General features: G+C 69.2%; 25 protein-coding genes. 20 read left to right on the top strand and 5 right to left on the bottom strand.

All coding sequences use genetic code 11. The features are described from left to right. Positions 1–94 precede the first annotated feature (94 nt). The 3 genes from ACZYYX_RS23070 (at position 95) to ACZYYX_RS23060 (ending at position 2,157) form a co-directional block, all read left to right on the top strand. The gene (locus tag ACZYYX_RS23070; RefSeq protein ID WP_463816945.1) at positions 95–1,051 is read left to right on the top strand and encodes a thiamine-phosphate kinase; all 957 of its coding nucleotides are present in this window, start codon (positions 95–97) and stop codon (positions 1,049–1,051) included. Between the two features lie 27 nt (positions 1,052–1,078). Beyond that, positions 1,079–1,756, top strand: coding sequence for a uracil-DNA glycosylase (locus ACZYYX_RS23065; RefSeq protein ID WP_463816944.1), 678 nt, complete (start codon positions 1,079–1,081; stop codon positions 1,754–1,756). 71 nt (positions 1,757–1,827) lie between these two features. Further along, complete coding sequence (locus ACZYYX_RS23060) at positions 1,828–2,157, top strand: hypothetical protein (protein ID WP_463816943.1); 330 nt, start codon at positions 1,828–1,830, stop codon at positions 2,155–2,157. A gap of 25 nt (positions 2,158–2,182) precedes the next feature. On the opposite strand, the gene rpmB is transcribed toward ACZYYX_RS23060, so the two are convergent. Beyond that, positions 2,183–2,377 (bottom strand): 50S ribosomal protein L28, encoded by a 195-nt coding sequence (rpmB, locus tag ACZYYX_RS23055; protein ID WP_014815134.1) that lies wholly within the window; start codon positions 2,375–2,377, stop codon positions 2,183–2,185. A 221-nt stretch (positions 2,378–2,598) separates the two neighbouring features. On the opposite strand from rpmB, the gene ACZYYX_RS23050 reads away from it, so the two are divergent. The 3 genes from ACZYYX_RS23050 to ACZYYX_RS23040 are packed head-to-tail and all read left to right on the top strand — an operon-like array spanning position 2,599 to position 7,179. Continuing rightward, positions 2,599–4,236, top strand: coding sequence for a DAK2 domain-containing protein (locus tag ACZYYX_RS23050; protein WP_463816942.1), 1,638 nt, complete (start codon positions 2,599–2,601; stop codon positions 4,234–4,236). Between the two features lies 1 nt (position 4,237). Beyond that, positions 4,238–6,475: an ATP-dependent DNA helicase RecG gene (gene recG / locus ACZYYX_RS23045; protein ID WP_463816941.1), complete on the top strand. Its 2,238-nt coding sequence runs from the start codon at positions 4,238–4,240 to the stop codon at positions 6,473–6,475. After that, on the top strand, positions 6,472–7,179 hold the full coding sequence (locus tag ACZYYX_RS23040; RefSeq protein ID WP_463816939.1) for an HNH endonuclease family protein: 708 nt from the start codon (positions 6,472–6,474) through the stop codon (positions 7,177–7,179). Before recG ends, ACZYYX_RS23040 begins: the two co-directional genes overlap by 4 nt. A 2-nt stretch (positions 7,180–7,181) precedes the next feature. Here ACZYYX_RS23040 and ACZYYX_RS23035 read toward each other — a convergent pair whose 3' ends face one another. The 4 genes from ACZYYX_RS23035 to ACZYYX_RS23020 form a co-directional block, all read right to left on the bottom strand. Then, positions 7,182–7,439 carry a hypothetical protein gene (locus tag ACZYYX_RS23035; RefSeq protein WP_463816938.1) on the bottom strand — a complete coding sequence of 86 codons (258 nt, stop codon included), beginning with the start codon at positions 7,437–7,439 and terminating at the stop codon, positions 7,182–7,184. A gap of 58 nt (positions 7,440–7,497) precedes the next feature. After that, complete coding sequence (locus ACZYYX_RS23030) at positions 7,498–8,898, bottom strand: PepSY-associated TM helix domain-containing protein (RefSeq protein WP_463816937.1); 1,401 nt, start codon at positions 8,896–8,898, stop codon at positions 7,498–7,500. 135 nt (positions 8,899–9,033) lie between these two features. Next, positions 9,034–9,558 (bottom strand): hypothetical protein, encoded by a 525-nt coding sequence (locus ACZYYX_RS23025; RefSeq protein WP_463816936.1) that lies wholly within the window; start codon positions 9,556–9,558, stop codon positions 9,034–9,036. 18 nt (positions 9,559–9,576) lie between these two features. Then, entirely contained in the window at positions 9,577–10,416 is an 840-nt protein-coding gene (locus ACZYYX_RS23020; RefSeq protein ID WP_463816935.1) for an aldo/keto reductase, read from the bottom strand. A gap of 134 nt (positions 10,417–10,550) precedes the next feature. On the opposite strand from ACZYYX_RS23020, the gene ACZYYX_RS23015 reads away from it, so the two are divergent. From ACZYYX_RS23015 to smc, 14 genes are all read left to right on the top strand, one after another. Beyond that, entirely contained in the window at positions 10,551–11,645 is a 1,095-nt protein-coding gene (locus tag ACZYYX_RS23015; protein WP_463816934.1) for an alpha/beta hydrolase, read from the top strand. 44 nt (positions 11,646–11,689) lie between these two features. Next, on the top strand, positions 11,690–12,457 hold the full coding sequence (locus ACZYYX_RS23010; RefSeq protein ID WP_463816933.1) for a DsbA family protein: 768 nt from the start codon (positions 11,690–11,692) through the stop codon (positions 12,455–12,457). Further along, entirely contained in the window at positions 12,454–13,092 is a 639-nt protein-coding gene (locus ACZYYX_RS23005; protein ID WP_463816932.1) for a vitamin K epoxide reductase family protein, read from the top strand. The genes ACZYYX_RS23010 and ACZYYX_RS23005 overlap by 4 nt, the downstream gene beginning before the upstream one ends. Positions 13,093–13,132: 40 nt before the next feature. After that, entirely contained in the window at positions 13,133–16,558 is a 3,426-nt protein-coding gene (locus ACZYYX_RS23000) for a pyruvate carboxylase (RefSeq protein ID WP_463817192.1), read from the top strand. After that, entirely contained in the window at positions 16,555–17,121 is a 567-nt protein-coding gene (gene rsmD, locus ACZYYX_RS22995) for a 16S rRNA (guanine(966)-N(2))-methyltransferase RsmD (RefSeq protein ID WP_463817190.1), read from the top strand. The genes ACZYYX_RS23000 and rsmD overlap by 4 nt, the downstream gene beginning before the upstream one ends. Before the next feature lie 60 nt (positions 17,122–17,181). Beyond that, on the top strand, positions 17,182–17,658 hold the full coding sequence (coaD, locus tag ACZYYX_RS22990) for a pantetheine-phosphate adenylyltransferase (protein WP_463816931.1): 477 nt from the start codon (positions 17,182–17,184) through the stop codon (positions 17,656–17,658). A gap of 75 nt (positions 17,659–17,733) precedes the next feature. Then, positions 17,734–18,300 (top strand): hemerythrin domain-containing protein, encoded by a 567-nt coding sequence (locus ACZYYX_RS22985; RefSeq protein WP_463816930.1) that lies wholly within the window; start codon positions 17,734–17,736, stop codon positions 18,298–18,300. Positions 18,301–18,408: 108 nt separating this feature from the next. Next, positions 18,409–19,146 (top strand): cell division protein SepIVA, encoded by a 738-nt coding sequence (sepIVA, locus tag ACZYYX_RS22980; protein WP_463816929.1) that lies wholly within the window; start codon positions 18,409–18,411, stop codon positions 19,144–19,146. A 68-nt stretch (positions 19,147–19,214) separates the two neighbouring features. Beyond that, positions 19,215–19,805, top strand: coding sequence for a YceD family protein (locus tag ACZYYX_RS22975; RefSeq protein ID WP_463816928.1), 591 nt, complete (start codon positions 19,215–19,217; stop codon positions 19,803–19,805). Further along, on the top strand, positions 19,802–20,503 hold the full coding sequence (gene rnc, locus ACZYYX_RS22970) for a ribonuclease III (protein WP_463816927.1): 702 nt from the start codon (positions 19,802–19,804) through the stop codon (positions 20,501–20,503). The genes ACZYYX_RS22975 and rnc overlap by 4 nt, the downstream gene beginning before the upstream one ends. Then, complete coding sequence (gene mutM, locus ACZYYX_RS22965) at positions 20,496–21,347, top strand: bifunctional DNA-formamidopyrimidine glycosylase/DNA-(apurinic or apyrimidinic site) lyase (RefSeq protein ID WP_463816926.1); 852 nt, start codon at positions 20,496–20,498, stop codon at positions 21,345–21,347. The genes rnc and mutM overlap by 8 nt, the downstream gene beginning before the upstream one ends. Positions 21,348–21,447: 100 nt before the next feature. Continuing rightward, positions 21,448–21,864 carry an OsmC family protein gene (locus tag ACZYYX_RS22960; protein ID WP_463816925.1) on the top strand — a complete coding sequence of 139 codons (417 nt, stop codon included), beginning with the start codon at positions 21,448–21,450 and terminating at the stop codon, positions 21,862–21,864. Next, positions 21,848–22,132, top strand: coding sequence for an acylphosphatase (locus ACZYYX_RS22955; protein ID WP_241204088.1), 285 nt, complete (start codon positions 21,848–21,850; stop codon positions 22,130–22,132). Before ACZYYX_RS22960 ends, ACZYYX_RS22955 begins: the two co-directional genes overlap by 17 nt. 26 nt (positions 22,133–22,158) lie before the next feature. After that, positions 22,159–25,746 (top strand): chromosome segregation protein SMC, encoded by a 3,588-nt coding sequence (smc, locus tag ACZYYX_RS22950; RefSeq protein WP_463816924.1) that lies wholly within the window; start codon positions 22,159–22,161, stop codon positions 25,744–25,746. Positions 25,747–25,773 lie beyond the last annotated feature (27 nt).

The raw sequence follows: 25,773 nt of genomic DNA, 5'->3' as shown, positions 1-25,773 counted from the left end.
CGGCGGCGTCGACGGCGCCGCATAAGCTCTGTGGGGACCGTACCGCAGGTGAGCCCAGGGTTCAGGCCACGATCCAACAGGCGAGGGAGCAGTCATGGCCGACGGCACGCTGGCAGGAGACGGGGAGTTCGCGGTCATCGACCGTCTGGTCGCCGGGCGCCGGCAACCACCGTTCGTCGTCGTCGGCCCGGGCGACGACGCCGCCGTTCTCGCCGGCGGGGGCGCGACCGCGGTGAGTACCGACATGTTGGTACAGGACAGGCACTTTCGGCTCGACTGGTCGACACCGCACGATGTGGGCCGAAAAGCCATCGCGCAGAACGCCTCCGACATCGAGGCGATGGGCGGCCGCGCCACCGCGTTCGTCGTCGGCTTCGGCGCACCGGGTGACACCGACACCGGTCAGGCCGTTGCACTGGCCGACGGGCTGTGGGAGGAGGCGGCGCGACTGGGGGCAGGCATCGTCGGTGGCGACATGGTCGCCGCCCCGCAGTGGGTCATTTCGGTGACGGTGCTGGGTGACCTCGATGGCCACCCACCGGTGCTGCGCGGCGGTGCCATGCCCGGTGACGTGGTCGCGCTGGCGGGGGACATCGGGTGGTCGGGTGCCGGGTATGCACTGTGGCACAACGACATCCACGGATTCGATGCCCTGCGGCGGCGCCACCTGGTGCCGGCTCCGCCCTACGGTCAGGGCGTCGTCGCAGCCCGCGCGGGTGCCACCGCGATGACCGACGTCTCCGATGGGCTGCTCGCCGACCTCGGGCACATCGCGGCCGCATCAGGTGTCCACATCGACCTGTCCCTCGAGCTGTTGCGCACCGACCTCGACGTGCTCGGACCGGCTGCAGAAGCCGCAGCGGCGGACGCTCGGCAGTGGGTTCTCGGCGGTGGTGAAGATCACGCGCTGGTGGCCACCTTCCCTGCCGAGCCCCCGCCGGGCTGGCGGATCATCGGACGGGTCGAGGGTCCCGCAGCGGCATTCGGCGCGGGTGAGGTCACCGTGGACGGCGCGGCATGGCCGGGCAGTGCGGGCTGGCAGTCCTACTGAACCGCGGGGGCACTAAGTTGGCCTGTCGTGACCGCACGCCCGCTGCAGGAGTTGATCGACGAGTCCTGGGCAGCTGCCCTGGAACCCGTGCATGCCCGCGTCGCCGAGATGGGGGAGTTCCTTCGCGCCGAACTGGCCGCCGGACACCGCTACCTCCCGACTGGGTCGCAGGTGCTGCGGGCCTTTTCCTATCCCTTTGACGACGTTCGCGTCCTCATCGTCGGACAGGACCCGTATCCGACTCCCGGTCATGCCGTCGGACTGAGCTTCTCCGTCGGTGCCGATGTGCGTCCGCTGCCGCGCAGCCTGGCCAACATCTACACCGAATACCAGCAGGACCTCGGCTACCCGGCGCCGGCCAACGGTGACCTGACCCCGTGGTCCGAACAGGGCGTGATGCTGCTGAACAGGGTGCTGACCGTGCGACCCGGCACGCCGGCCTCGCATCGGGGTAAGGGGTGGGAGGCCGTCACCGAATGCGCCATCCGGGCCCTGGTGGCCCGGGACCGGCCGTTGGTGGCGGTGCTGTGGGGGCGAGATGCCGCGACGCTGAAGCCGATGCTGGGGGATACCGCCGTGATCGAGTCGGCGCATCCGTCGCCGCTGTCGGCGTCGCGGGGCTTCTTCGGGTCGAGGCCGTTCAGCCGCGCCAACGACATGCTGGCGCAGATGGGTGCGGAGCCCGTGGATTGGCGACTGCCCTGACGAACGGCCGAACCTGTGGGAATCCTGCGAATTGGGATCGGTAGCCGGTGCCCGCGGTGTGTACTTCCGTCATGATCACGACCTCGACCCGCTCGCTCACCCGGATTCTCGCGGGCGCCGCACTCTCGACCGTCGGCGCGGCCGCCACGATGTGGCTTCCTGCCTTGGGATTGCAGATCGCCGCGGCGCAGCCCGACAACGTTCGATGCGACCCGGCGTGCCACGGCACGTGGTGTCCTGGAGATCCGATCAGCTTTCGGACCGAAGCGCTCGCTGCCACCTGGGACATGAATGTCTGCCACGAATATCACCAGGTGTCCGGGCAACCCGGCGTCTATGCAGAAGGTCCGCTTCCGCCGGGGACGTTCGTCTGCCCGCCGTTCGCGTTCATGTGCCCCTGAGGGGCGGTTCGTCGAGCCGGCTTGATCAGCCGCGAGTGACCTTGCCGGCCTTCAGGCACGACGTGCACACGTTGACGCGCTGCTTGTTTCCGCCCGGACGGGCCACCGCGCGCACCGACTGGATGTTCGGATTCCACCGACGGCTCGTCCGGCGATGGGAGTGCGACACCGACTTACCGAAGCCGGGGCCCTTCCCGCAGATATCGCACACGGCAGCCATAGTGAGAACTCCTCGTAAGTCAGTGCTTGGGGGTCAACGACCTGACGGGTGACCCGACAACCCGATCAGACTACCGGGCCGCCCCGAGGTTCGCCAAAACGGCATCCATGGCTGTCAACAGGACCGAACTCGTCCCTCTTCCCTGTCCGACGCAATGGCTAGGCTGGCGCCGGCGCGGCGCATGCACCGGCGTAGCGGCGCCCAGGCGTTCGGAGGTGAGGATGTCGGCTCGGCGGCTCGATGCGTCGACGCTGCGGCGCTGGGCACACACCGCGGTGTCGGACCTGATCAGCCACACCGACGAGATCAACGCACTGAACGTCTTCCCGGTCGCCGACGCCGACACCGGCACCAACATGCTGTTCACGATGCGCGCCGCCTGGGCGCAGGCCGACTCCTGCAGCGCCGGTGACGACGTCACCGAGGTGGCGGCCGCGCTGGCCGACGGAGCACTGCGCGGCGCCCGCGGCAACTCCGGGGTGATCCTGTCGCAGATCCTGCGTGCGGTGGCCGACGTCACCGCCGCTGCCACCGAGGACCGCGTCATCGCCGACATCGACGGCCCGCTGTTGGCCGCTGCGCTGCGTCACGCCGTCACCCTGGTCGTCACGTCGATGGGTGAGGCCGTCCCCGGGACCATCACCTCGGTGCTGCAGGACGCCGCCGACGCCGCCGCCCGTGAGGCCGACGAACAGGAGGACGTGGCCGCGGTGGTGGCCGCTGCCGCCCAGGCGGCCGTCGCCGCGCTGGACCGCACCCCCAGCCAGCTCGACGTGCTCGCCGACGCCGGTGTGGTGGACGCCGGCGGGCGCGGCCTGCTGGTGCTCCTCGACGCGCTGACCACCACGCTCACCGGGCACGCCCGACCGCGGCCGCGGTACCGGCCCGAACCCGTCGAGACACCCGCGGTCGAGGCGGCCCACGCGGCGACCGCCCCGACCCCGCAGTTCGAAGTGATGTACCTGCTCAGCGGCGCCGAGCGGGCGGCAGTGGAGGTGCTGCGCGCGCGCCTGGACGAGCTCGGGGAGTCCGTCGCCATCGCCGCCTCGGCGGAGGCGGGCCAGTACTCGGTGCACGTCCACGTCGACGACGCGGGTGCCGCCGTGGAGGCCGCCCTCCAGGTCGGCAGGCCCAGCCGCATCCAGATCACGTCGCTGACCGGAGGGGCCGACCGCCATCCCGCCGGCGGGTGGGCGCGGGAACGCGCGGTGCTGGCCGTCGTCGACGGCGACGGTGCCGAGGAGCTCTTCACCAGCGAGGGTGCGCAGATCTTGCGGCCGGAACCCGGACTGCCCGTGAGCGCACACCACCTGCTGCACGCGCTGGTGAACACCGGCGCCGAACAGGTCATGGTGCTGCCCAACGGCTACGTCGCCGCCGAGGAGCTGCTCGCCGGGTGGGCCGTGGCCTCGGCCCGGGGGATCACCATGGTGCCCGTGTACTCCGGCTCGATGGTTCAGGGTCTGGCGGCGCTGGCCGTCCACGACCCCGGTCATGAACTCGTCGACGACAGCTACACGATGGCCAGGGCCGCGGCGGGGGCTCGCTACGGATCGGTGCGCGTCGCTGCGCAAGAGGCCCTGACGTGGGCGGGTGCATGCCGGCCGGGCGACGGACTGGGCATCGCCGGCGACGAGGTGGTCCTGGTCAGCGACAGCGTGGCCGACGTGGGCGCAGGGCTGATCGACCTGCTCCTGGCCGCCGGTGGCGAGCTGGTGACAGTGCTCACCGGTGCCGGCGTGCAGCCCGACGTCGCCGACGCCCTGGCCGAGCACGTCCGGCGCGAACATCCGGGAACCGACATGGTGAGCTTTCACACCGGCCACGGCGGCGATGTGCTGCTGATCGGAGTCGAATGACGTGGCGACACTGAGTGATCGGCTCGACTTCGTGCTGGGTCGTAAGGCTGCCGAGCCGCTGGAGGAGCATCTGGGGCTGCGCACCTGCGGGGACCTGGTGCGGTACTTCCCTCGCAAGTACAGCGACGCGATGAGCGTGCGCGACGAGGGGGAGGAGCTCGACCTCGAAGAAGGCGAGCACGTCACGTTCGTCGACGTCATCACAGAGGCCACCCTGCGGTGGACCAACCGGCAGCCCAAGCGCGAATTCCTGGTCGTGACGCTCGGGCGGCGCAAGCCCAAGGTCACCGCCACCTTCTTCAACGCCAAGTACCTCAAACACTCTCTGGTGGAGGGCACCAAGGTGATGCTGTCCGGCGAGGTCGGATACTTCCGCGGCGTCATGCAGCTCACCCACCCCGCGTTTCTGATCCTGCGCGAGGACGGTACCGCCAAGGGCACCAAATCCCTGTCGACGATCGCCGATGCCGCAGGCGGCACCGACGTTCTGGCCGCGTTCGAGAAGGAATACTTCCCGATCTATCCGGCGACATCCAAGGTGCAGACCTGGGACATCTACGCCTGCATGCGTCAGATGCTCGCGGTGCTCGACCCGGTGCCCGATCCGCTGCCGGAATGGGTTGTCCGAGAACACGATCTGATGTCCGAGGACGCCGCGCTGCGCGCAGTGCACATGTCCGAGGACACCCGCGAACGCGAACGGGCGATCGAACGCCTCACCTACGACGAGGCGATCGGGCTGCAGTGGGGCCTGGTGGTGCGCAGGCACAGCGAGCTCTCCGGAACCGGGCCCGCGGCCGACCCCCGCGACGACGGTCTTGCCGCTGCGATGGCGGCGCAGCTGCCGTTCGAACTGACCGCTGGCCAGCGTGAGGTCCTCGACGTGATCTCCGCTGAGCTGGCCGGCGTGCACCCGATGAACCGGATGTTGCAGGGCGAAGTCGGTTCCGGCAAAACGGTTGTCGCGCTGCTGGCGATGCTGCAGATGATCGACGCCGGCTATCAGTGCGCACTGCTCGCGCCGACCGAAGTGCTTGCCGCCCAGCACGCCCAGTCGATCCGCGCCATGCTGGGCCCGCTGGCGACGGCCGGGCAGCTCGGTGCCACCGACCAGGCCACCGCGGTGGCGCTGCTGACCGGCTCGATGTCGGCGCAGCAGAAGCGCGATGCACGCCGGGAGGTGGCAAGCGGGACCGCCGGCATCGTGATCGGGACGCACGCACTGCTACAGGACGGCGTGGAATTCGACAACCTCGGCATGGTCGTCGTCGACGAGCAGCACCGGTTCGGGGTCGAGCAACGAGATCGGTTGCGCGCCAAGGCTCCTGAGGGCATCACGCCGCACCTTCTGGTGATGACGGCGACGCCCATCCCGAGGACCGTGGCGCTGACGGTCTACGGAGACCTCGAGACTTCCACGTTGCGGGAGCTGCCGCGCGGCCGTCAGCCGATCACCACGACCGCGATCTTCGTCAGGGAGAAGCCGGCGTGGCTGCAGCGTGCCTGGCAGCGGGTCGTGGAGGAAGTCCGCTCCGGCCGGCAGGCCTATGTGGTGGCCTCCCGCATCGACGAGAACGACAAACCGGCCAAGGGCAAGGGCGGCAACAACACCGGGGACGCTGCACAGGGTGGGCCGCCGCCGGTCACGGTGGTCCAGATGTTCGAGCGGTTGGCCGACGGGCCATTGGCCGGGCTGCGGCTCGGCCTGATGCACGGCCGGCTCGCGGCCGACGACAAGGACGCGGTGATGTCGGCGTTCCGCGCCGGCGACATCGATGTGCTGGTGTGCACGACGGTGATCGAAGTGGGCGTCGACGTGCCCAACGCCACCGTGATGGTGGTGATGGACGCCGACCGCTTCGGCATCAGCCAGTTGCACCAGCTGCGTGGCCGGATCGGGCGCGGGCAGCATCCCAGCCTGTGCCTGTTGGCCACCAACCTGCCTCAGACCTCGAAGGCGGGTCAGCGCCTCACGGCCGTCGCCGGCACTCTGGACGGGTTCGCTCTCGCCGACCTCGACCTGCTCGAGCGCAGCGAAGGCGACGTGCTGGGCCTGCACCAGTCCGGCCGCGCGATCACGCTGCGCTTCCTGTCACTGGCCAGCCACCGCGAGATCATCGAGACGGCAAAAGAGCTGTGCGAGAAGGTGTTCGAACACGATCCGCAGGACCCCGGGATGGCGACGCTGTCGGCGCCGTTCGTCGACGCCGACCGCGTCCAGTACCTGGACATGTCGTGACCCGTCGGCAGCTGCTGTGGCTCACGGTCGCCACCGCGCTGGCCGTCGTCGTCGCCGTCCAGGTCGGCACGTCACCGCGCGGTGCGACGCGGTTCATCGCCCAGGCCGACATTCCCACTGTCGCACCCGGTGTCGACGTCCTCGCCGGCGTCGCCGAGATCCCCGCGCGCGTCCGCAGCCACGACTACCGCCGAGACGCGTTCGGCGAATCGTGGACCGACGACACCACGGCCCCCGGCGGACACAACGGCTGCGACACCCGCAATGACATCCTCGACCGGGACTTGCAGGAGAAGACCTACGTCGCGATCAAGCGGTGTCCCACCGCGGTGGCCACAGGCACCCTTCTCGACCCGTACACCAGCGTCGTGGTGGCGTTCACCCGCGGCAATCAGGTCGGCGCGGCCGTCCAGATCGACCACATCGTGCCGCTGGCGCTGGCCTGGGATCTCGGAGCGCGAGGCTGGCCGGACGACCTGCGCGCCCGGTTCGCCAACGATCCGGCCAACCTGCTCGCGGTCGACGGCCCGGCGAACCAGGACAAGGGGGACAAGGAGCCTGCCCTGTGGATGCCCCCCAATCAAGCCTTCCACTGCCAGTACGCGATGCAGTTCATCGCCGTTCTGCGCGGCTACGGGTTACCGGTTGACGCGCCGTCGGTGCCGGTGCTGCGCGATGCCGCAGCGACCTGCCCGACGGGCTGAGGTCAGGGCCTCGAGCCAGAACCGGTTCCGGACCGGTTGAACTGACCGGGGCCGGTCACCGACGGATCCCAGGGACCACCCGACGAGGGGCCCGAGGTCGGCGACCAGTCGCACTCATTCGAGCCCCAGGCGAACGGCCCCCAGCAGCCGGGGTCCCACGGCTGCTGGGCGACCTGAGATGCCGGAGCCGAGACGGTCGACAGCGCCGCACCGATCGTGAGCGCGGCGAGCGCAGCGGTGATGAGAATCCGTGTCGGCATGGTCGTCCCTTTCGCCGAGAGAGCGTGCTCTCATTGCACCCCGTCGCGGCCGCTCGCGCTAGAGGCTTCTGCCGGCGGCTCGACGTTTCCACCACCCGACGAGGACATCGGCCACCACGAAACCGGCCAGGGTCCAGCCCAGCAGGGGGAGAAACCAACCCACCGCGACCGCGCCGACCACGACGACAGCGGCAACCGCGGGATGCACCGCGCGCAGGCCGCCGCGGGCAGGTGGCCGCCCGAGTGCCCAGGCTGAGCCGCGAGTGGGCCTGCGCTGCCACCACATTCGATATCCACGCACGATGACCGTCAACAGGCCGACCGCGACCGCCAGCAGCAGGAGCTGGTTGAGCAGGCCGAACAGGAAGCCCATGTGGGCCCGGATGCCCCAGTCGGCGAGCTTGGCCATGGTCGAGTAGTCCCGCCAGTAGTCGACGACGCTGCCCACCGAGAGGTCGCGGGGGTTCACGGCGGCCACGTTCGTGGTCAGGCGGAACGGCGCGTCGACCTCGGACACCGTGGCGGCTCGACCAGGCTCGGCGGGCATCGTGATCTCGACCGGGGCGTGCACGCCGTGCGCGGCCGCGGCAGCCACCAGCCCGGAGTAGTCGACCGCACCGGCATCGGCCGTCGCGCCGCCGTGATGCGCGGCGTGCGGATCGGCGGATTCCGTGTTCACCTGTGGTCGTTGCCAATTGAATGCCGACCGAATCTCGGTGACGTGCGCGCCGGCGTAGGTGGACCAGGTGATACCGGTGGCGGACAGGAACACCAGTCCACCCAGCAGCCAGATGCCGGTCGCCCCATGCCAGTTCATCGTGAGGGTCCGTCCGGTGGCGCTGCGCTCCACACCGACGATGCGGCCGCGGCGCCCGCGGTGACGGTCCCGGGCGGCCTTGCTCACCCACAGCGCGGTACCGCCGAGTGCCACCACCCACAGCCACGATGCGGCGATCTCGCTGTAGATCCGGCCGGGTTCGCCGAGATTCAGGTGGCGGTGCAGACCGTCGAGCCACGTGCTGACGGGCAGATATCCCAACCACGTCACCTGTTCGCCGAGGATCTGGCCGGTGCCCGGGTCGACGAACACCGTGCGTGAATGATCCTGCGGCAGTGCCGGATCAGCGAGCGAGACGCGTGTGGTGTCACCCGCCGAGGCCGCCGGGCGCACGGAGCTGATCGGGAGATCCGGGTGAGCGGCACGCGCGCGCTGCACCTGCTCGTCGAGGGGGATGGGAGACCGAGTGTCGACGGACAGCAGATCGCGGTAGACGACGCGCTCGATGCTCGGCGCCACGGCGTAGAGGCCGCCGGTGAGCGCGGCGACGACCAGGAACGGCCCGACGAGGACGCCCGCATAAAAGTGCAGGCGAACGAGGAGGGGACGCCCATCGCGTCGAGAAGGAGGTGACGGGACGGCGGGGGACAGGGGTTCGACGGTGTCGTCGGACAGGGTCATGACAGGACTTTCGGAATGGGCGCGCGGACGCACTGGTGGGGAAGAACACGAACGGAAGGCTGCGCCGGTGATCCGGGCGCAGCCGACAGACGAGCGCAGCGCACGCTGCGCGTCGATGACGGGAAGTGGGGGCCGCTAGCAGGCCGGCGACAGCGCCGGCGGGGCCCGCATACCCGTCCCGCCGATCGGAACCGGGCGAGGCCGCGCCGTCGTCACGCGATAGCGGGTGCGGGGTGCAGAAGGCCGCGGTGCTCGTCGTGCGAACAGACGCACCCAGCACAGGACGGAAACACACACCGCGTAGAGGAATTCGACGGATGTGATCGCGGCCGCCAGCAGCAGGGCAGCGCCGAGATGTGCCGCGGCCATCGACCAACCGAGTGCGCTGCCATGGTGGTGGGCCGCCATCGCCATCGCGAGGTGACCTGACAGTTGCGCGCCGCACAGGGCCGCCGCGGTCACGGCGTACGCCCCGCGGTCCGACCGAACGCAGGTGGCCAGAGCGCCGGCGGTCAGGCAGATCAGCAGGACGACGATCAACGCGGGACCGCGCGGAAGTCCACCGCCGCCGGCGGCGTGCGCGCCGGTCGTCATCATGGCCGAGGCGACCCCGACGAGCGCGCCTCGCAGCTGACGCGCACGCGCGGCGGGCCTGGTCACGCCACGCACCCTATCGGGCTAGGCGCCCGTGTACGACTCCGGATCCGGCCGGAACCGGGTGCCGTCGTTGAGTCCGTTCAACGATGCCATCTGCTCGTCGGAGAGCTCGAACCCGAACACGTCGAAGTTGGCCTCGATGCGTTCGGGCGACGACGAGCGGGGGATCACGATGTTGCCCAGCTGAATGCTCCAGCGGATCAGCACCTGCGCCGGCGTCCGGCTGTGGGCCTCGGCGATCGCCGCCACCGCGGGGTGCTCCAGGAGCCGGCCGACGCCGAGCGGGCCGTAGGCCTCGGTGGCGATACCGTGCCCGGCGTTGACCGCCCGCAACTCGGCCTGGTTCAGCAGGGGGTGCAGTTCGATCTGATTCACCGCCGGGGTGAAGAACGAGAGGCTGATGATGTCGTCGAGGTGGTGTTCGTGGAAGTTGCACACGCCGATCGAGCGGGTGTCGCCGACCTCTTTGGCCTTCATGAGGCCGCCCCAGCTGTCGACGTACTTGCCCTCGTCGCCGGCCGGCCAGTGGAGCAGGTAGAGATCGACGTAATCGAGCCCGAGCCGCTGCAGGCTGGCCTTGAGCGCATCCTGGGAGGACTGGAAGCCGAACTCCTCGGGCGACAACTTCGTGGTGACGAACACCTCGTCGCGCGGCACGCCCGAATCCGCGATGGCGCGACCCACCGCTGCCTCGTTGCCGTACGCGGCCGCGGTGTCGATGAGGCGGTAGCCGGCGTCGAGCGCCGTGCGAACCGATCGTTCGGTCTCGGAATCCGTCAGCTCGCCCACACCGAGGCCGATCACCGGCATCGTGTTGTCGTCGTTGAGCGTGACTGTGGGGATTGCGGCCGCCGAAGTCATGTCACCTTCTCTGCTGAAGTGGGGGGCTTGCGATGCGTGATGACTGACTATATTGCCGCAGTATTACCCCGCATAATCAGCGCCATGCCGCAGGGCCTGCGCTCATCGGGTTCCGCCGGCGAAAGGACCACCACATGACCGAGACGCTCACTCGTACCGCACAGCCGCGGGCCCGGCGTCGTGACGTTGCCGCCAACGCCATCGCGGGTCTGACACTGCGCGCCCTGCCGCGCATCCCGGAACCCGTGAAGCGAGCGATGCTGGGTGGTCGATCGATCGTCATCGACGGCAACACCCTGGACACCACCCTGCAGTTGATGCTGGCCGGGCAGAAAGCCATCGGGCTCGACGGTCTGGTCAACGGCGATGACGTCGCGGCGGCGCGTGCCCAGTTGGAGCTGTTGTCTGCCAGTTTCGCGCGCCGCATCCCGGTGACCCGGGTGCGCGACCTGACGGTCAGCGGTGCGGCCGGTCCGATCCGCGCCCGGCACTACCGCACCGCCGAGCCCGACGCTCCGCTGCTGGTGTTCTTCCACGGTGGCGGCCACGCCATCGGCAGCATGGACACCCACGACGACCTGTGCCGGGAGATCTGCCGGTCCGGTGCGGTCCACGTGCTGTCGGTGGATTACCGGCTCGCGCCCGAACACAAGGCACCCTCCGGCGCCGACGACGCCTGCGCGGCCTACCTGTGGGCCCGAGACCACGCCGCAGAACTCGGCGCCGATCCGCAGCGGGTCGCCGTGGGTGGCGACAGCGCGGGTGCCAATCTGTCCGCGGTGGTGGCGCTACGCGCCCGCGCCCTCGGCGCGCCGCAGCCCGCGCTTCAGTTGCTGCTCTATCCCGTCACCGATCACGGCGCCCAGACCCGGTCGCGGACCCTGTTCGCCAGCGGCTTCTTCCTGACCCAACGTGACACGGACTGGTTCACCACCCGGTTCCTCGACGGCGCGTCGGTCGGCGGAGACCACCCTGACGTGTCCCCGCTGCTCGCCGCCGACCACTCCAGCCTCGCTCCCGCGCTCATCGCGACTGCCGGCTTCGACCCGCTGCGCGACGAGGGTCGGCTCTATGCCGACGCGCTGCGCGCGGCCGGCACCCCGGTCGACTACCGCGAGTACGGCGCCGTCGTGCACGGGTTCGCGAACTTCTTCACCCTCGGCGGGGCCAGCGCCACGGCCACCGCCGATGTGATCTCGGCGATGCGGGCACATCTGAGTCGCGTCTGATGAGGCCACCGCCCCGTCCATCGAGCCGCCGGTAGTCTGTCCACGTGGCCACGAAACCCAAGAAGAACGCGCGGTACGACCTGAAGGCGGCCGATCGCAAGCGCAACCTGTTCGTGCAGATCGGTCTGACCTCGGTCGTCGTCGTCTTCGCGGTCGTCTTGGTGCTCTACATCGTGATGTCCGCCGACGACCAGCCCACCGCCGGCGAGGCGCAGTCCATCCGGGTGGCGTCGGCGAGTGTCATCAAGAAGGAGGGCACCGACGAGCCGAAGGCCGTGGTGTCGATGTACGAAGACTTCCTGTGCCCGCACTGCGGCGCGTTCGAGCAGCAGTTCGGTCCGACGATCAACAAGCTCGTCGACGCCGGTGTGATCGCCGCCGACTACTACATGGTCAGCATTCTCGACCGGCCGCAGAACCAGAACTACTCGTCACGCTCCGGTGGGGCCGCGTATTGCGTGGCCGCGGAGTCGAACGACGCCTTCCGCAGATTCCATGCCGCGCTGTATGCCCAGCAGCCGAGCGAGACCGGGTCCAGCTACCCCGACAACGCCCGCCTGATCGAGGTGGCGCGGCAGGCCGGCGCGGCAGGCACCGTCCCCGAGTGCATCAGCAAGGGTCGCTTCGTCGACATGGTGAAGGGGCTGGCGGGCGCCACCAACATCAAGGCCACGCCGACCGTCCGGATCAACGGCGAGGACTATCAATACAGCACCCCTGACGAGCTGATCACCAAGCTGCGCAGCATCGTCGGTGACGTGCCCGGTCTGGCGGCCGCACCGCCCGCACCCGCACCGGCTCCCGCGTCATGACCGTCACCGCGGCAGGACCCGTCGAGCAGGCCGACCCGTCGTCGGACGGCGGGACGGGTGATGTCGCGGTGTCGCGCCGCAGCGCGTGGTGGGTCCTGATCGCCGGTGTCATCGGGCTCGCGTCCGCGCTGACGCTGACGATCGAGAAGATCGAGATCCTGATCAACCCGGACTACGTACCGTCCTGCAGCATCAATCCGGTTCTGTCCTGCGGTTCGGTGATGATCACCCCCCAGGCCTCGGTGTTCGGCTTCCCCAACCCCCTGCTCGGCATCGTCGGCTTCGCCGTGGTAGTGGTGACCGGTGTGTTGGCCGTCGCCCGGGTGGCGCTGCCTCGCTGGTACTGGGCGGGGCTGGCTGTCGGCGCAGCGCTGGGCACGGTGTTCGTGCACTGGTTGATCTTCCAGAGCCTCTACCGAATCGGGGCGCTGTGCCCGTACTGCATGGTGGTCTGGAGCGTGACGATTCCGCTTCTCGTGGTCGCCACCTCGATCGCCGTGGCGCCGCAGCGCAGCGACAACGTGGTGGTGCGCGGGGTCTACACGTGGCGCTGGTCGCTGGTGGCACTGTGGTTCACCGCGGTGGTGCTGTTGATCCTGGAACGGTTCTGGAACTACTGGTCGACACTGATCTGACCTGCACCAGCGCGGGTTAAGGTGAACCGTGCCCGGCCAGATAACCAAAGTCCTCGTCGCCAATCGTGGTGAGATCGCCATTCGGGCGTTCCGTGCCGCCTACGAGATGGGCATCGCCACGGTGGCGGTGTATCCGTACGAAGACCGCAATTCCCTGCACCGGCTCAAGGCCGACGAGTCTTATCAGATCGGGGAGACCGGGCACCCCGTGCGGGCGTATCTCTCGGTCGACGAGATCATGCGGGTCGCGCTGGAGGCCGGCGCCGACGCGGTCTACCCTGGGTACGGATTCCTCTCGGAGAACCCCGAACTGGCCGCGGCGTGTGCGGCCGCCGGCATCACCTTCGTCGGTCCCAGTGCCGACGTCCTCGAGCTGACCGGCAACAAGGCACGTGCCATCGAGGCCGCCCGGGCCGCGGGTCTGCCGGTGCTGTCGTCGTCGGCACCGTCCTCGTCGGTGGACGAGCTGGTCGCCGCAGCGCGCGACATGGAGTTCCCGCTCTTCGTGAAAGCGGTCTCGGGAGGCGGCGGCCGCGGCATGCGGCGGGTCACCGAGTTCGGCGCACTGGCCGAAGCAGTCGACGCCGCCAGCCGCGAGGCTGAGTCGGCGTTCGGCGACCCGACGGTGTACCTGGAGCAGGCGGTACTCAACCCCCGCCACATCGAGGTGCAGATCCTCGCCGACACCGACGGCAACGTCATGCACCTCTTCGAGCGCGACTGCAGCGTGCAGCGTCGACACCAGAAGGTGATCGAGCTGGCGCCGGCCCCGAACATGCCCGCCGAACTGCGGCAGCGCATCTGCGAGGACGCGGTCGCGTTTGCCCGCGGCATCGGCTACTCGTGTGCGGGCACCGTGGAGTTCCTGCTCGACGAGCGCGGCCACCGCGTGTTCATCGAGTGCAACCCGCGAATCCAGGTGGAGCACACGGTGACCGAGGAGATCACCGACGTGGACCTGGTGGCGAGCCAGCTGCGCATCGCTTCGGGCAAGACGCTCGCCGATCTCGGGCTGAGCCAGGACATGCTCACCGCGCCTCGCGGATTCGCGATGCAGTGCCGGATCACCACCGAGGATCCCGCCAACGGGTTCCGGCCCGACACGGGCCGCATCACGGCCTACCGGTCACCCGGTGGTGCGGGCATCCGCCTGGACGGCGGTGCTGTGCTCGGCGCGGAGATCGGCGCCCACTTCGACTCCATGTTGGTCAAGTTGACCTGTCGCGGAAGGGATTTCGACACCGCGGTGGCCCGCGCTCATCGAGCGCTCGCCGAGTTCCGGGTGCGCGGGGTGTCGACGAACATACCGTTCCTGCAGGCCGTCGTCGACGATCCCGACTTCCGTGCAGGCCGGGTCACGACGTCATTCATCGATGAACGGCCCTATCTGCTCACCGCGCGTGCCCCCGCCGACCGCGGCACCAAGATCCTCAACTATCTGGCCGACGTCACGGTCAACCAGCCCCACGGACCGCGGACATCGTCGGTGTATCCGAACGACAAGCTGCCGTCCATCGACCTCGACACGATGCCGCCGCGGGGCAGCAAGCACCTGCTGACCGAAGTCGGGCCCGAGGGGTTCGCGCGGTGGATGCGTGAGTCGAAGTCGGTCGGCATCACCGACACCACGTTCCGTGACGCGCATCAGTCGTTGCTCGCCACCCGCATCCGGACCTCCGGCCTACTGATGGTCGCGCCCTACATCGCGCGGCTGACCCCGCAGCTGCTGTCGATCGAATGCTGGGGCGGTGCGACCTACGACGTGGCGCTGCGCTTCCTCAAGGAGGACCCCTGGGAGCGGCTGGCGGCCCTGCGCGAAGCCGTGCCGAACATCTGCCTGCAGATGCTCCTTCGCGGCCGGAACACGGTGGGCTACACCCCCTATCCGGAGTCGGTGACGCATGCCTTCGTGCAGGAGGCGACGGCCACCGGCATCGACATCTACCGGATCTTCGACGCGCTCAACAACGTCGACTCGATGCGATCAGCCATCGACGCAGTGCGTGAAACCGGTACCGCCGTCGCAGAAGTCGCGATGAGCTACACCGGCGACCTGTCCGACCCGGGGGAGAACCTCTACACGCTGGACTACTACCTGAAGCTTGCGGAGCAGATCGTCGACGCCGGTGCGCACGTGCTCGCGATCAAGGACATGGCCGGGCTGCTGCGGCCACAGGCGGCCGCGATGTTGGTCCGCGCCTTGCGCAGTCGTTTCGACCTGCCGGTGCATGTGCACACCCATGACACTCCCGGCGGGCAGCTGGCCACCTACCTTGCGGCATGGCAGGCGGGCGCGAGCGCTGTCGACGGCGCCTCGGCGCCGCTCGCAGGCACCACCAGCCAGCCGGCCCTGAGCTCCATCGTGGCGGCGACCGCGCACACCGAATACGACAGCGGTCTGTCGCTCGCGGCGGTCTGTGAGCTCGAGCCCTACTGGGAGGCGCTGCGAAAGGTGTACTCGCCCTTCGACGTCGCCAAGGCCGGACCCACGACGCCGACGGGGCGGGTGTACACCCACGAGATCCCCGGCGGTCAGCTGTCGAACCTGCGCCAGCAGGCCACCGCGCTGGGTCTCGGCGACCGCTTCGAGGAGATCGAGGCCGCCTATGCCGGTGCCGACCGAATCCTGGGGCGGCTGGTGAAGGTGACCCCGTCGTCGAAGGTGGTCGGTGATCTCGCCCTGGCGCTCGTGGGCGCTGGTGTGACTGCTGACGAATTCGCCGCCGAGCCAGACCGTTTCGACATCCCGGACTCCGTCATCGGATTCTTGCGCGGTGAACTCGGCGACCCTCCTGGGGGTTGGCCGGAGCCGTTGCGCACCAAGGCCTTGGCCGGACGTGCGGCGGCCAAGCCGGCCGAAGAGCTCAGCGCCGAGGACGAGAAAGCCCTCGGCCAGGAGGGCCCGCAGCGGCAGGCCACACTGAACAGGTTGTTGTTCCCCGGCCCCACCAAGGAGTTCGAGGCGCACCGGGAACAATTCGGCGACACGTCGAGCCTGTCGGCCAACCAGTTCTTCTACGGACTGCGCCACGGTGACGAGCACCGCGTCACGCTCGAGCGGGGGGTGCAGCTGCTCATCGGGCTCGAGGCGATCTCCGATCCCGACGAGCGCGGGATGCGCACCGTCATGTGCATCATCAACGGGCAGCTGCGTCCCGTCGTCGTCCGCGACCGCAGCGTCGCCAGCGATGTCCCCGCCGCCGAGAAGGCCGACCGCACCAACCCCGACCACGTCGCGGCCCCGTTCGCCGGCGTGGTGACCGTCGGCGTGGCAGAGGGAGACACCGTCGAGGCCGGCCAGACCATCGCGACGATCGAGGCGATGAAGATGGAGGCCGCGATCACCGCACCCAAGGCCGGAACCGTTGCACGCGTCGCTGTTTCGGCCACCGCGCAGGTCGAGGGCGGTGACCTGCTCGTGGTCGTCGGATCGGCGGGTCGCGGGAACACCGAGGACGCCAGCTGACCCGGATCATCGCCGGCGCATACGGCGGGCGCCGAATCGCCGTGCCGCAACAGAAGTCCGGCCGCGGAACCCGGCCCACCACCGACCGCGTCCGGGAGTCGATGTTCAACATGCTCGCCGCGCGGGTGGATTTCGAGGGACTTGACGTACTCGACCTGTTCGCGGGGTCGGGCGCGCTGGGACTCGAGGCGCTCTCGCGCGGGGCCCGCTCGGCGGTGTTCGTCGAATCAGACGCCCGGGCGGCCGCGGTCATCGAGAAGAACATCGCCGCTTTGGGAGCACGGGGAGCGCAGGTGCGGCGCGCGCCGGCAGCGAGTGTGGTGGCGGGTCCGGCGCCACGGCCCGTCGACCTGGTGCTGGCCGACCCGCCCTATGAGGTGTCGACCGCCACGGTGCAAGCGCTACTGGGCGATCTGGTCACTCACCGCTGGACAGCGCCCGGTGCGGTCGCCGTCGTCGAACGCCCCACCGGCGCGGCCGAGATCGCCTGGCCCGCCGGATGGTCGGCGGACTCACCCCGCCGCTACGGTGACACGCGCCTGGAGATCGGCACCGCGGACTGAGTTCGACCACGACCACAACCCCCGCCTGGGTACGCCCACCCCCTGCTAGCGTCGTCGTCCATGAGCGGAGCTGTCTGTCCGGGATCCTTCGACCCGGTGACGCTGGGGCACATCGACATCTTCGAACGCGCCGCCGCCCAGTTCGACGAGGTCGTCGTCGCGGTGTTGGTGAACCCGGCGAAGAAGGGCATGTTCGCCGTCGAGGAACGCATCGAGATGATCGCCGAATCGACGTCGCATCTGTCGAATCTGCGCGTGGAGTCAGGCAGCGGCCTGGTCGTCGACTTCGTCAAGGACCGTGGGTTGACCGCGATCGTGAAAGGTCTACGTACCGGCACCGACTTCGAGTACGAGCTGCAGATGGCGCAGATGAACAAGCACGTCGCCGGCGTGGACACGTTCTTCGTTGCCACCACGCCCCGGTACTCGTTCGTGTCGTCGTCGCTGGCCAAAGAGGTCGCCCAACTGGGTGGCGACGTCTCCGATCTGTTGCCCGCGGCCGTCAACGCCCGACTGCAGGCGAAACTGAGCGGTTGACGCCGACGTCGGCGGGTAGTGAAAGCGCAGGCGCGACAGCCCGCGCGCCGCATCCCGTTGACGGAGGTATCTGCCGTGGTTGAGACATTCGTGCAATCGACCGACGACGTCGTGGCGTTCCTGCGCGACCAGCACAATCTGATCAAGGACTTGTTCGAGGAGGTCCTGCACGCCTCCGAGCCGAAGGCCCGCGAGACGGCGTTCGTCGAACTGCGCCAGCTTCTCGCCGTTCACGAGACGGCCGAGGAGATGGTCGTACATCCGCGCGCCCGTCGCGACGGAGCGGCCGGGGACGCCGTCGTCGATGCCCGGCTGCGCGAGGAGCACGAAGCCAAAGAGCAACTGTCGAAGCTGGAGTCGCTCGACATCGCCTCCGACGAGTTCATCGTCGAATTGACCGCGTTCCGCGAGGCGGTGCTCGAGCACGCCGAGCGCGAGGAAACCGAGGAGTTCACCTCACTGAAGAAGGACCTCGACGAAACCGAGCTCAGGGGACTTGCCGCCGCGGTGCGCGCCGCCGAGGCGATCGCGCCCACGCGCCCGCACCCGGGCGTCGAATCGGCGAAGCTCAACTTCGCGGTGGGTCCGTTCGCCTCGATGCTCGACCGCGCCAGGGACGCGATCGGCGCTGCACTGCGCTGAATACGATCGCGCCGCCGAATCGACGGCGACACACCGGACAGGAAGCCGAGTCACAGGCGTAACACCAGGCACACTGGTCACTAACAACTACGCCTGGAGGGTGTCGCCGTGTACCGAGTTTTTGAAGCGCTCGATGAATTGGGTGCCATCGTCGAAGAGGCCCGCGGCGTGCCGATGACGGCCGGCTGCGTCGTGCCCCGTGGGGACGTGCTGGAACTGATCGACGACATCAAGGACGCCATCCCCGGCGAACTCGACGACGCGCAGGACGTGCTCGATGCCCGTGACGGGATGCTGCGGGAAGCCAAGGACCACGCCGAATCGACGGTGTCGACGGCCAATGCCGAGGCCGATTCGATGGTCAACCACGCCCGCGCGGAGGCAGACCGGTTGCTGGCCGACGCGAAAGCCCAGGCCGACCGCATGGTCGCCGAGGCGCGCCAGCACAGCGAGCGCATGGTCGCCGAGGCCCGCGAGGAGGCCGCCCGGATCTCGGCCACCGCCAAGCGTGAGTACGAGGCCAGCACCGGGCGGGCCAAGTCGGAGGCCGACCGCCTGATCGAGAGCGGCAACATGGCCTACGAGAAGGCTGTCCAGGAAGGCATCAAGGAGCAGCAACGGCTGGTCAGCCAGACCGAGATCGTGGCAACGGCGACCGCGGAAGCCACCCGGATGATCGACTCGGCGCATGCCGAGGCTGACCGGCTGCGCGGCGAATGCGACATCTACGTCGACAGCAAGCTCGCCGAGTTCGAAGACTTCCTCAACGGGACCATCCGATCGGTCGGCCGCGGCCGGCATCAGCTGCGCACCGCCGCCGGTACACACGACTACGTATCCCGCTAACCGGGCGTCTGCCCGCCCTCGCGGCATACACCCGTATTGCGCCGGGGCGGCGCGTCTACGATGCAGGCATGGCGACGCGCGTTAACACTGCGGCGCGCCGGGGATCACGGTCGCCGTTGGTCATCGACATCTCCCGGCTCGGCAGGCGGCCCGGCTCGATGATCACCGTCGAGGATACGGTGGCGAGCCCCTTCCGTATCGGGCTGGACCTGATCGCGGTCCCCGAGGGCGCGCCCCTGCACCTGGAGCTCCGGCTGGAGTCGGTGTCCGAAGGCGTGCTGGTCACCGGCACGGTCTCCGGGCCCACCCAAGGGGAGTGTGCCCGCTGCCTCACACCGGTCACCGGCGATGTCTCGATCGACCTGACGGAGTTGTACGCCTACCCCGACAGCACCACCGAGGCCACCACCGAGGAGGACGAGATCCCCAGGGTCGGCCGCGACGGCGGCACCGACACCGTCGACCTCGAGCAGCCGATCATCGACGCGGTGGGGCTCGCCCTGCCGTTCTCCCCGGCCTGCACCCCTGACTGCGCCGGCTTGTGCCCCGAATGCGGAGTGAGGATGGCCGACGCCGAGCCCGGGCACCACCACGACCAGATCGACCCGCGGTGGGCCAAACTCGCCCAGCTCCGCGAGCCGACCGGAGACGAGCAGTGACGGTCGACCGCGAACCACTGATCGAAGCCCTCGGCGTACGGCTGGCCCCGGATCTGCTCACGATCGCGCTGACCCACCGCAGCTACTCCTACGAGAACGGCGGCCTGCCGACCAACGAACGCCTGGAGTTCCTCGGCGACTCCGTGCTCGGTCTCACCATCACCGAGGAGCTCTACCACCGTCACCCCGAACGGTCCGAAGGCGACCTGGCCAAGTTGCGGGCCAGCATCGTCAACACCCAGGCGCTCGCCGATGTCGGACGGCGGCTCTCGGACAAGGGCCTGGGGAACTACCTGCTGCTCGGCAAGGGTGAGGAGAACTCGGGCGGTGCGGACAAGTCCAGCATCCTCGCCGATGGTGTCGAATCTCTGCTGGGCGCCATCTATCTGGAGCACGGCGCGGAGGTAGCCCGCGAGGTGATCCTCCGATTGTTCAGCGAACTGCTCGACACCGCACCCACATTGGGTGCCGGTCTGGACTGGAAGAGCAGCCTGCAGGAACTCACCGCGGCCCGAGGTCTCGGGGCGCCGAGCTACGTCGTGTCCTCCACCGGGCCGGATCACGACAAAGAGTTCACCGCCACCGTCGTCGTCGCCGAGCGGGACTACGGCACCGGCGTGGGCAAGACGAAGAAAGAAGCGGAGCTCAAAGCCGCCGCCGCTGCGTGGAACGCGCTGACCGAAGAGCGGAATGCCTGAACTTCCCGAAGTCGAGGTGGTCCGTCGCGGCTTGGCCGCGCACGTCACCGGCAAGACCCTCACCGGCGTCCGCGTTTACCATCCGCGCGCGGTGCGCCGCCACGAGGCTGGCCCTGCCGACCTGACCGCGCGTCTGCTCGACATGACGATCACAGGCACGGGGCGGCGGGGGAAGTACCTGTGGCTCACGCTCTCCGACGGATCGGCCGTGGTCGTGCACCTCGGAATGAGTGGGCAGATGCTCTTGGGTCCCGTGCCCAACGAAAACCATCTGCGCATCGCCGCACTGCTGGACGACGGCACCACGCTCAGCTTCGTCGACCAGCGCACGTTCGGCGGATGGATGCTCGCCGACATGGTGACCATCGACGGGACGGAGGTGCCCGTGCCCGTAGCGCACATCGCCCGGGACCCGCTCGACCCGGACTTCGATCGCGACGCTGTTGTTGCGGTGTTGCGGCGCAAGCATTCCGAGATCAAACGCCAACTGCTCGATCAGACGGTGGTGTCCGGGATCGGCAACATCTACTCCGATGAGGCGCTGTGGCGCGCGAAGGTCAACGGGGCGCGGCTGGCGTCCGGTCTGTCGAAAGCCAAGCTGGCCGAGGTGCTCGAGGCTGCCACCGCGGTGATGACCGACGCGCTGGGTCAGGGCGGCACCTCGTTCGACTCGCTCTATGTGAACGTCAACGGGGAGTCGGGGTACTTCGATCGATCGCTGGACGCGTACGGTCGCGACGGCCAACCGTGCCGGCGGTGCGGGGCGATCATGCGGCGGGAGAAGTTCATGAACCGCTCGTCGTGCTACTGCCCGCGGTGCCAACCGCGCCCGCGCACTCGCTGACGCGCCCGCCGTTGTCCTGCGCGGGTGAGAAGCCATGGCTGCGCCACGCCGCTGGGGGCGACCAGGAATGCTATTCCGCACGGGGTTGTAGAAATAGGGCATGACGGAACTGTGGGTGGAACGCACCGGCCTGCGGCGCTACACCGGGCGCAGCACGCGCGGTGCGGAAGTCCTCGTCGGCTCCGAAGACGTCGACGGCGTCTTCACGCCCGGCGAACTGATGAAGATCGCGCTGGCGGCCTGCAGCGGGATGTCCAGCGATCAGCCGCTGCGGCGGCGCCTCGGCGACGACTACCGCACCACGATCCGGGTGTCCGGCGCTGCTGACCGCGACCAGGAGCGCTACCCGCATCTCGCGGAGTCGTTGGAGATCGACCTCTCCAGCCTGTCGCCCGAAGAGAAGGCCCGGTTGCTGACCGTCGTCGAACGCGCGATCGACTCGGTGTGCACGGTGGGACGCACGTTGAAATCGGGAACTGAAGTGACATTTGAGGTCAAAGATGTTGGGGGAGAGTGAGGTCCGCCTCACCGCCTGGGTGCACGGTCACGTCCAGGGGGTGGGTTTCCGCTGGTGGACGCGCTCTCGCGCGCTGGAACTGGGGCTGACCGGCTTCGCCGCGAACAAGGCCGACGGACGCGTCCAGGTGGTCGCGCAAGGCCCGCGGGAGGCCTGCGAAAAGCTCCTCGACCTGCTCGAACACGGTGACACGCCCGGCCGTGTCGACACCGTCGTCGCCGACTGGTCCGCGGCGTCCGACGCGCTCTCCGGCTTCACCGAGCGCTGAGGTCAGCGACGGTAGGGTAACGCGTCATGCACTTGAAGAGTCTGACGCTGAAGGGCTTCAAGTCCTTCGCCTCGCCGACGACTCTTCGCTTCGAGCCGGGCATCACGTGTGTCGTGGGCCCCAACGGGTCGGGTAAGTCCAACGTCGTCGACGCCCTGACCTGGGTGATGGGGGAGCAGGGCGCCAAGACGCTGCGCGGCGGCAAGATGGAAGACGTCATCTTCGCCGGCACGTCGTCGCGCGCGCCGCTCGGGCGCGCCGAGGTGACGCTGACGATCGACAACTCCGACAACGCGCTGCCGATCGAGTACTCCGAGGTGTCGATCACCCGTCGGATGTTCCGTGACGGCGCCGGTGAATACGAGATCAACGGCAGCCGTTGCCGTTTGGCCGATGTGCAGGAACTGCTCAGCGACTCCGGCATCGGCCGCGAGATGCACGTGATCGTCGGCCAGGGCAAGCTCTCGGAGATCCTCGAATCGCGCCCCGAGGACCGTCGGGCGTTCATCGAGGAAGCCGCCGGGGTGCTCAAGCACCGCAAGCGCAGGGAAAAAGCCGTACGCAAGCTCGATTCGATGGCGGCCAACCTGGCTCGGCTCACCGACCTCACCACGGAACTGCGGCGTCAGCTCAAACCGCTCGGCCGGCAGGCTGAGATGGCCCGGCGAGCGCAAACCATCCAGGCCGATCTGCGCGACGCCCGCCTGCGGCTTGCCGCAGACGACCTGGTGACTCGCAAGTCCGAGTTCGACGACACCAACCAGGCCGAGACCACGCTGCGCCGCGAACACGACGAACTCAGCGCGCGGCTGCAGACTCGCACCCTGGAACTGGACGCCCACGAGAGTGCGGTGGCCGACCTCAGCGAGCGTGCCGACACCGCGCAGCAGCGATGGTTCCGGCTCTCGGCGCTCGCCGAGCGAGTCGCGGCCACCGTACGCATCGCCAACGAACGCGCCCAGTACCTCGACGCCGAACCCGAGCGGTCCAGCGGACCTGACCCCGACGAGCTCGAGGCCCAGGCCGACGAGATCGCCGAGCAGGAGCAGGCCCTGCTCGAGCAGCTCGAGGAATCGCGCGAACGGCTCGACGGCGCACGTGCCGAGCTCGCCGAGCGCGAGCGCGTGGCCGCCGACGCCGAGCGCGCCCACATGGCGGCGGCGCGGGCCGAAGCTGATCGTCGCGAGGGTCTGGCGCGGCTCGCCGGCCAGGTCGACACCATGCGCACCCGGGTCGAGTCCATCGACGAGACCGTTGCGCGGCTGAGCGCAGGCATCGACGACGCCGCTACCCGGGCGCAGCAGGCCCAAGCCGAGTTCGAGACAGTGCAGGCCCGCGTCAGTGAACTCGACGCCGGCGAAGTCGGCCTCGACGAACACCACGACAGGACCGTGACCGCTCTGCGGCTGGCCGACGAGCGAGTCGCCGAGCTGCAGACCGCGGAGCGCGCCGCCGAACGGCAGGTCGCCTCCCTGCAGGCCCGCATCGATGCGCTCTCCGTCGGGCTCGATCGCAAGGACGGAGCGGCCTGGCTGCAGCAGAACCACAGCGGTAGCGGGCTTTTGGGCTCTCTGGCCGCGATGGTCAAGGTGGCCCCCGGTCACGAATCGGCCATCGCCGCCGTGCTGGGCGCGGCCGCCGACGCTCTTGCCGTCGACGGGATCGGCAGCGCGGCAGATGCATTGCGCGCCCTCAAGGACTCCGACGGCGGCCGTGCGGCGCTGGTGCTGGGCGACTGGCCGCAGCCGACGGGTGCCGCCCCCCGGTCGTTGCCTACCGGTGCGGTGTGGGCGCGTGACGTGGTGGAACCCGCGCCGCGCCTGCACGGCGCTGTGACGGCGATGCTCGCCGGGGTCGCGGTGGTCGACGACCTGCGCACCGCCCTGGAATTCGTTGCCGCACAACCAGATCTGCGTGCTGTGACCGCCGACGGCGACCTGGTGGGAGCGGGCTGGGTCAGTGGCGGGTCGGACCGCAAGCCGAGCACACTGGAGATCCAGTCCGAGGTCGACAAGGCGCGGTCCGAGCTCGTCGACGCCGAACGGCAGACCGCCGAACTGTCGGCTGCGCTGTCCGGTGCGCTCGCCGAGCAGGCCAGCCGCCAGGATGCGGCCGAACAGGCCCTTGCCGCGCTCAACGAGTCGGACACGGCGATCTCGGCCATCTACGAGCAGCTCGGCCGGTTGGGGCAAGAGGCCCGCACCGCCGACGACGAATGGCAGCGGCTGATCACCCAGCGCGACGAACTGGAGGCGGGGCGCAACCGCACCATCGCCGAACTGAGCGAGCTCGAGGCGCGACTGCGCCACGCCCAGCAGGAGCCGATGTTCGACGCCGAGCCCGTCGACCGCCAGGAATGGACGGCCGCGGCCGAGGCTGCGCGGGCTGCGGAGGTGGAAGCCCGGCTCGCGGTCCGCACGGCTGAAGAACGCGCCAATGCCGTTCGCGGACGGGCGGATTCGCTCCGTCGGGCAGCATCAGCCGAGCGGGAGGCCCGCGTGCGGGCCCAGAATGCGCGCGAGGCGCGCGTGCGCACCGCGGCCGTAGCCGCTGCGGTGGCCGAGTCCGGCCGACTCGTCGCGGCACGGCTGAGTAGCGCGGTGGGCGTGGCGTCGAGGGTGCGCGACGAAATCGCCGCTGAACGTCAGGTCCGCGCCGCAGCCCTGGGCAAGGCCCGCGAAGAAGTCTCCGAGCTCACCACCCGGATCGCCGCGCTCACCGACGCACTGCACCGCGACGAGGTCGCCAAGGCGCAGGCTGCCCTGCGCATCGAGCAGCTCGAGGCGCAGGTCCTCGAACAATTCGGAATGGCGGCGGCCGATCTGGTCGCCGAGTACGGGCCCGATGTGGCGATGCCGCCGACCGAGCTCGAGATGGCCGAGTACGAGCAGGCGCGTGAACGCGGCGAGCAGGTCACCGCGCCGGCGCCGATGCCCTACGACCGGCCCACCCAACAGCGGCGCGCCAAGAGAGCCGAACGGGAGCTGGCCGAACTGGGCCGGGTGAATCCGCTGGCGCTCGAGGAGTTCGCGGCGCTCGAGGAGCGCTACAACTTCTTGTCGACTCAGCTGGAGGACGTCAAGGCTGCGCGCAAAGATCTGCTCGATGTGGTCGCCGAAGTCGACGCCCGCATCCTGCAGGTGTTCGCCGAGGCGTACAACGATGTGGAACGTGAGTTCTCCCAAGTGTTTTCGACGTTGTTCCCCGGTGGAGAAGGCCGGTTGCTGTTGACCGACCCGAGCGACATGTTGACCACCGGCATCGAGGTCGAAGCCCGACCGCCGGGCAAGAAGATCAAGCGCCTCTCACTGCTCTCGGGCGGGGAGAAGTCGCTGACCGCCGTGGCGATGCTGGTGGCCATCTTCCGGGCCCGGCCGTCACCGTTCTACGTGATGGACGAGGTGGAGGCCGCGCTCGACGACGTCAACCTGCGGCGGTTGATCAGCTTGTTCGAGCAGCTGCGTGAGCGCTCCCAGCTGATCGTCATCACCCACCAGAAGCCGACGATGGAGGTCGCCGACGCGCTGTACGGCGTCACGATGCGCGGCGACGGCATCACCACGGTCATCTCGCAGCGGATGCGAGGGCAGGAGCTGGTCACCAGCCCGTCGTGAGGCCGCGTCCAGATCGACGTAATGGTG

The organism is Mycobacterium sp. IDUB_1, from assembly GCF_055419625.1.
This window is presented reverse-complemented; position numbering and strand designations above follow the sequence as displayed.

Excerpts from the sequence above, each read along its gene's own strand:
- ACZYYX_RS23070 (WP_463816945.1), top strand. The coding sequence starts at position 95 with ATGGCCGACGGCACGCTGGCAGGAGACGGGGAGTTCGCGGTCATCGAC.
- ACZYYX_RS23060 (WP_463816943.1), top strand. The coding sequence starts at position 1,828 with ATGATCACGACCTCGACCCGCTCGCTCACCCGGATTCTCGCGGGCGCC.
- rpmB (WP_014815134.1), bottom strand. The coding sequence starts at position 2,377 with ATGGCTGCCGTGTGCGATATCTGCGGGAAGGGCCCCGGCTTCGGTAAG.
- ACZYYX_RS23050 (WP_463816942.1), top strand. The coding sequence starts at position 2,599 with ATGTCGGCTCGGCGGCTCGATGCGTCGACGCTGCGGCGCTGGGCACAC.
- ACZYYX_RS23035 (WP_463816938.1), bottom strand. The coding sequence starts at position 7,439 with ATGCCGACACGGATTCTCATCACCGCTGCGCTCGCCGCGCTCACGATC.
- ACZYYX_RS23030 (WP_463816937.1), bottom strand. The coding sequence starts at position 8,898 with ATGACCCTGTCCGACGACACCGTCGAACCCCTGTCCCCCGCCGTCCCG.
- ACZYYX_RS23020 (WP_463816935.1), bottom strand. The coding sequence starts at position 10,416 with ATGACTTCGGCGGCCGCAATCCCCACAGTCACGCTCAACGACGACAAC.
- ACZYYX_RS23015 (WP_463816934.1), top strand. The coding sequence starts at position 10,551 with ATGACCGAGACGCTCACTCGTACCGCACAGCCGCGGGCCCGGCGTCGT.
- ACZYYX_RS23005 (WP_463816932.1), top strand. The coding sequence starts at position 12,454 with ATGACCGTCACCGCGGCAGGACCCGTCGAGCAGGCCGACCCGTCGTCG.
- coaD (WP_463816931.1), top strand. The coding sequence starts at position 17,182 with ATGAGCGGAGCTGTCTGTCCGGGATCCTTCGACCCGGTGACGCTGGGG.
- ACZYYX_RS22975 (WP_463816928.1), top strand. The coding sequence starts at position 19,215 with ATGGCGACGCGCGTTAACACTGCGGCGCGCCGGGGATCACGGTCGCCG.
- mutM (WP_463816926.1), top strand. The coding sequence starts at position 20,496 with ATGCCTGAACTTCCCGAAGTCGAGGTGGTCCGTCGCGGCTTGGCCGCG.
- ACZYYX_RS22960 (WP_463816925.1), top strand. The coding sequence starts at position 21,448 with ATGACGGAACTGTGGGTGGAACGCACCGGCCTGCGGCGCTACACCGGG.
- ACZYYX_RS22955 (WP_241204088.1), top strand. The coding sequence starts at position 21,848 with ATGTTGGGGGAGAGTGAGGTCCGCCTCACCGCCTGGGTGCACGGTCAC.
- smc (WP_463816924.1), top strand. The coding sequence starts at position 22,159 with ATGCACTTGAAGAGTCTGACGCTGAAGGGCTTCAAGTCCTTCGCCTCG.